General features: G+C 53.2%; 6 protein-coding genes and 1 pseudogene. 4 read left to right on the top strand and 3 right to left on the bottom strand.

Translation table 11 applies throughout. The features are described from left to right. The 3 genes from IQ260_RS27330 to IQ260_RS27320 form a co-directional block, all read right to left on the bottom strand. Positions 1-674, bottom strand: a 674-nt coding sequence (locus IQ260_RS27330) for a FecCD family ABC transporter permease (RefSeq protein ID WP_193996237.1), incomplete at its 3' end; no start/stop codon positions are given. A 4-nt stretch (positions 675-678) separates the two neighbouring features. Then, the gene (locus IQ260_RS27325; protein ID WP_322745061.1) at positions 679-1,680 is read right to left on the bottom strand and encodes a FecCD family ABC transporter permease; all 1,002 of its coding nucleotides are present in this window, start codon (positions 1,678-1,680) and stop codon (positions 679-681) included. A 17-nt stretch (positions 1,681-1,697) separates the two neighbouring features. After that, a complete protein-coding gene (locus IQ260_RS27320; protein WP_193996235.1) occupies positions 1,698-3,239 on the bottom strand; it encodes a TonB family protein in 1,542 nt (513 codons plus the stop codon). Between the two features lie 340 nt (positions 3,240-3,579). Between IQ260_RS27320 and IQ260_RS27315 the strand changes: the two genes are divergently transcribed. The 4 genes and pseudogenes from IQ260_RS27315 to IQ260_RS27300 form a co-directional block, all read left to right on the top strand. Further along, positions 3,580-4,230 carry a MotA/TolQ/ExbB proton channel family protein gene (locus IQ260_RS27315; protein WP_193996234.1) on the top strand — a complete coding sequence of 217 codons (651 nt, stop codon included), beginning with the start codon at positions 3,580-3,582 and terminating at the stop codon, positions 4,228-4,230. Continuing rightward, positions 4,217-4,657 (top strand): ExbD/TolR family protein, encoded by a 441-nt coding sequence (locus IQ260_RS27310; RefSeq protein ID WP_193996233.1) that lies wholly within the window; start codon positions 4,217-4,219, stop codon positions 4,655-4,657. Before IQ260_RS27315 ends, IQ260_RS27310 begins: the two co-directional genes overlap by 14 nt. Next, positions 4,654-4,794 (top strand): hypothetical protein, encoded by a 141-nt coding sequence (locus IQ260_RS27305; RefSeq protein ID WP_193996232.1) that lies wholly within the window; start codon positions 4,654-4,656, stop codon positions 4,792-4,794. Before IQ260_RS27310 ends, IQ260_RS27305 begins: the two co-directional genes overlap by 4 nt. 404 nt (positions 4,795-5,198) lie before the next feature. Next, positions 5,199-5,455: pseudogene (locus IQ260_RS27300) on the top strand (hypothetical protein); the annotation flags it as partial.

Below are 5,455 nucleotides of genomic sequence, written 5' to 3'. Positions count from 1 at the left end.
GCCAACAACCCAAAAACAACTAGCCAGGGCGTAAAGGCAAAAACCTGAGCCCAGCTGCGACCATAAACGCTGCCCGCCAACCACACCAGTGCCTGACTGACATCGTAAATGTTGCCAAAGGTAATCATCAGATTAGTCAGGGCACCCGCCACTAGGCTAAAGCCCACCCCGACTAAAATCAGTCTGACAGGAGAACTTCCCCCATTCCAGGCCAGGAGATAAATTAAAATGGCGATGGTGAGCGCTCCTAGAAAAGCAGCCATGGGCAGTAGGGCCATGGGCACCCCTGGAAACGCGACAATTAGACTCACTGCCGCCAAAGATGCCCCGGCGTTGACGCCAATAATGCCAGGCGCCGCTAACGGGTTGCGGGTGATTCCCTGGGTGAGCGTGCCTGCGATCGCTAACGCCATACCCACACCCCAGGCCACCAGCGTTCTGGGTAAGCGCAGGGTATTGACGATAAAGCCATAGTCGGCGTTATCTGTGGGTAACCCCAGCACAGTACGCACCACATCCAGCGGCGGCACCGGATAGTCTCCCTGGCCGACACTCCAAATCATGGCTGCCAAAGTGACCAGTGCCAGCCCCATCAACACTTTTGGCACCCGCCTGTCGAGGCGCGTAGACAGAAATTCTGTTCGTAAAACTAGCCACTGCCCCGTTTTTTCCATAGGATTAGCGCCTCACCTGAGACCGAGTGAGATAAATAAAGAAGGGCGCGCCCAGCAGCGGCATCACAATACCTACCGGTAGCTCCTGGGGCTGAATAATCAGACGAGCCCCGATATCAGCTAGTAGCAACAAAATTGCCCCACATAGGGCCGAATAGGGCAAAATCCAACGGTAGTCGGCCCCAGTCCAAAAGCGGACAATGTGGGGGACAATTAGTCCGATAAAACCGATGGGACCTGCGATCGCAACCGACCCTCCCGCCAGCAACACAACACTGATGGCCGCCAATACCTTGATCCAAATAGTCTTTTGCCCCAGTCCCTTGGCAACAGAATCACCCAAACTTAACGTCGTTAGCTGTTTCCCTAACGCCAGTCCCAAAACTAACCCAAACACCAAATAGGGCAACACCTGCATAACCAGTTCAATATCTCGCCCCGCAACTGAGCCCGCCAACCAAAACCGAATCTCTTCTAGGGTGCGCTGACTAAGAATCAGCATGCCTGTAGTCAACGATGAGACCAGCGCTGTCAAAGCTGCCCCAGCGATAGTGAGATTTAGCGGCGTCAGTCCACCTCGCCCCAAAGAACCCAGCGCGTAGACTGTCACAGCAGAAATGGCGGATCCCAATAAAGCAAAGCCCGCATAGACGCTCAGCGATGCCGCATTAAATAAAAAGACTGCGGTGACGACAGCTAGTGCGGCTCCGGCATTAATACCCAAAATACCAGGATCCGCCAAAGGATTTCGCGTTAGACCCTGCATAATCGCTCCGGCCACTGCCACCGCCGCACCGACTAACAATGCGGTAATTGAACGCGGCAATCGTACGGTCCGGATGATTAAGTGCTCTGTCGAGCCATCTGGTGAGACTAACGCCTGATACACATCTGCGGGCGCGATGTCAGCGACACCTAAGGCAATGCTGGCCACAAAACAGGCTAACAGCAGCGTAATCCCAACAACATATCCAGCCGTCAGCGCAGTTCGTGGTTGAATGAACAATTTCCTCTCCATAGGTACTAGCTGGCTGGCTCGCTAGCAGGAGGCGGAGTTGCGGGTGCTGGCTGCGGCGCTGGTTGGGGCTGGGGCCTCGGCTGCGGCGCTGGCTGGACCGGCTGCGGTGCTGGCGGCTGCGGCGCTGCAGGGGCACTTGGCTGCGGTTTCGGCTCTGGCGTACTCGGCTGAGGTGTTGCGGGTGCACTCGGCTGCGGTGTACTCGGCTGTTGGGGGCTAGATGGTGCCGCTGGCGCTGTTGCGGGGGGCGATGCTGCCGGAGTCGCTGGTGCTGGACTTGCATCAGCCGGAGTCTCGGGAGTATCTGGAGTCTCGGGTGTTGATACCGCCGGAGCCTCCGCCTCTTGGGTTGCATCCTCAGCACCGTTAGCCGCTGGGCTAGTGGGTGCACTGTCGCCAGCCGCCGTCTCTGGCACACTGGTGGGTGCGTTATTTTCTGAGCCACCCGCAGCCGGTGCTGTGGGCTGGGCGGTAACGGTCGGCTCTTCTGCTGTAGGCGCTGCCTCCTCAACCGTTCGCCGTTCGCCATGTCGCTGGGCGGCACGATTGCGATCAGAGCCCTCAATGGAAAAGTCTACTTCCATCGTACGGGCCCGACCTTGACCGCCTGAGGTGAATCTTGAGCGTCTCACGGCGTCTAATGCCGCTCGATCTAATGCCGCACTACCACTGGACTGAGCCACACGGGCATTGACAACGTTACCGTCTTCATCCACCTCAAATTCAATGGCTGGTTGCCCCTCGACATCTTCGTCTAAGGCTTCATCAGGATAGTCAGGTCTAACACAATTTCGACAGCCAAACTGTCTGCTGCCTCTACCAGAAGAAGATCCTCCGTCTGAGGACTCTTCGCCAGATCCCTGCCGCGCGGCTGTCTGAGTCTCAGAATCTTCTCCAGATCCTGTCTCCCCAGTGCCGTCACCGTCTTCTTCACTAGGCTTACCGGTCGGTACCACGATCCCCGGCCCGGCAGCAGCGGCAACTCTAGTGGGCGTGCGGCCCTCTGTACTAGGACTCTGAGCGACCGGTGCCGAGGTATCTGGGCTGGGTTCGCTAACATCAGAAGAACTCTCAGGGGGTTCATTTACAGGCTCTTCGCTGTCCCCTGTTTGTTTGGGTTCTTCCGGCTCCTCCGGCTCCTCCGAATTTTCAGGCTCTTCGGGTTCCTCGGGTTCTTCCGGCTCCGGCTCCTCCGAATTTTCAGGCTCCTCGGGTTCCTCTGATTCTTCTGGCTCCGGCTCTTCGGGTTTCTCAGGTTCTTCCGGCTCTGTATCTTCCGACTTGGGCGGTGGCGGCGCTTCTTCAGGCTCTAGAGGAGGCTCTTCTAGCTCAGGCTCTACTTCCACCAACGGTTCAGGTTCAGGTGGGGCTGCTACAATCAGCTCGATCCGCTCAAGCTCATCCTCACGCACAATCGGCTGAAGGGCTAACAAAGGAATCAGCGCTGCGTGCAATCCGGCTGCCCCCACCATTCCCAGGCAGACCCACCTGCGGGCAATCGCGTTTTCCTTATTATGCTGTTCTATACATGATGGGGAAAGCGCCATGGGAAAGCTATTGATAGCCTTTATCAATTAAGACTAGGCATGAACTGTATCAGTCTAGCTCTATCGATAAAAAAATGAAATAGGAAAATCAGTGCAATTGCTATTGGCTGGGCCTAATGTCTGATGAGCTCCAGCCACTGAAACGAGAGCCTGACAACGCTTTTCAAGGAAGTATCATTATTGTACATGAATTGCATCGACGTATATTACAATGAGCCTCTATATGACATTCAATGTCATTAATTACTGGCATACCATGCCTATAAACTTGTGCCTTGGCATGGATGGTTGCAAGCTAGTCTGACAGTCAAAATTCTATAGCCTGGTAGGTGTTGTAGGTATGTCTTTTACTGAGATTTTTCAAGCGGGTGGCATTGTCATGTGGCCGCTGGTGCTGTTTTCACTGATTGCGATCGCACTCTCCACTGAACGTTTAATTTTCTGGCTCCGCATTAACCGTAATCAGCGAAAAGTTGTCAAAAAAGTCTTGGCCACCTATCGTCGTGCACCGATGGATGTGTTTGCCCTACTTCGGCAAAGTATTCATCTACCCATTTCCCGTATTTTTCTAGAAGCGCTAGAGCTTGAAAGCCCCTCTCCTAGTCAATTTCGTCTTGCCCTAGAAAGTGCCACCCAGGCGGAATTGCCACTCCTTAAGCGCTTTAACACGATCTTTCAAACCATCATCACAGTCTCACCATTATTAGGGCTACTCGGCACCATTTTAGGTCTGATTCGCTCCTTTGACGCCATCGAGATTGGCGGTATTGGCTCTAATGCAGAAGCCGTCACTGGCGGTATTAGTGAGGCGTTAGTATCCACCGCTGCCGGTATGGTTGTGGCGATTTTCACCTTGTTATTTGCCAACTTGTTTCGTGGCCTCTACAAGCGACAGATAGCTCTTTTACAAGAACACGGCGGTCAGCTTGAACTCCTGTACGAAGATAAATACACCCATAAGATAGGGACTCCTGAATATGCGAATTCTTGATAATGAGCTCGAAGACGAGTTTGAGATCAACATCTTGCCCATGATTGACGTGATTTTTGCAATTCTTGCATTTTTCATTGTCTCTACCCTCTTTCTCACTCGTACAGAAGGCTTACCCGTTAATCTCCCTGAAACCGATACGTCTGAACCGCAGGAACCGGCTGACTTTACGGTCACCATCGAACCTGATGGCAGTCTTTTTCTGGGTGAGCTATCCGTGACAGAAGAGACTTTGCGAACTCGCATTGTTCAGCAGCTGGAACCTGACCAAGAAGCACTGATCACCATCAAAGCGGATGAACAAACCTATCATGGTAAAGTCATCACAGTGATGGATGAACTACGTGCCATTGAAGGAGCAAGTTTAGGAATTGCAACTATTCCTGAAACAGTTTCTTCTGAGGCGAATGCTGATGGGACGCTATGATCGATAATGAGCAGCGTATGGCGATGACGGGAACGTTTACTCAGGGTGTTATGGCCATGTCTCTGGGGGGCTGGAGCAGCGATTTGGCCATCTTAGCCAGGCAGACTTTGCTCAGAAAGTTGCTCAAGCTTGGCTAGGGCAATGGGAGAAGCAGGATTGGGATAATGAGCTGCTGAGAGAAGAGAATTCTTAGCAGTCTCTATCGCGGTTGGTTAATACTCGAGCGATGTATTTGGGGGGTTGGTAGTTGGCAAAATCGGCTGCGTGGGGTCCCGCCGAGTTCCCCACACCCCCATGGCTAGGGCGTTCCGCCGCCCTAGGACCTACGGAAAAATATTAGTGATATCCCAAGTGGCGTTTTTGGGTGATCGGTGGGGTGGTTATGCATCCAAGTACTTATAGGGAATACGTTTCGGGTATCCTATCAAATCTTTTATAACTTTTTGCGTAAAAACTAATCGAATCGTATGAGTTATCAGGAAACAGGCCGATAATCTTGAGAAGGTTTGAATGGATACTCGTACCGTATTGCACCCTACCTATGGAATCGCGTTTTAAGCAACTTATCCTGACTCTCCAGGGGTCGCCATCGGCAGTGGACGATGGTACATTCTCTGAGCTGGTGGATACGATGATGCGATCGCGAAAAGTAGGTCGTCCACCCCGAGGCCAGCCGCTCACGGGAATCTATAAGGAAATTTGCGATCGCATCCGGCAACAGCTGATCCAGCTACTCCAGGACTGCATTGACAAAGGACGGCTAGAAACTGCCCCCACCTGGGGCTATCAGCTGCGCAG

The organism is Leptolyngbya cf. ectocarpi LEGE 11479 (assembly GCF_015207065.1).
Taxonomy (GTDB): Bacteria; Cyanobacteriota; Cyanobacteriia; order Phormidesmidales; family Phormidesmidaceae; genus Leptothoe; species Leptothoe ectocarpi.
The sequence above is the reverse complement of the archived record's forward strand: the minus strand, read 5'-3'. Positions and strand labels throughout refer to the sequence as shown.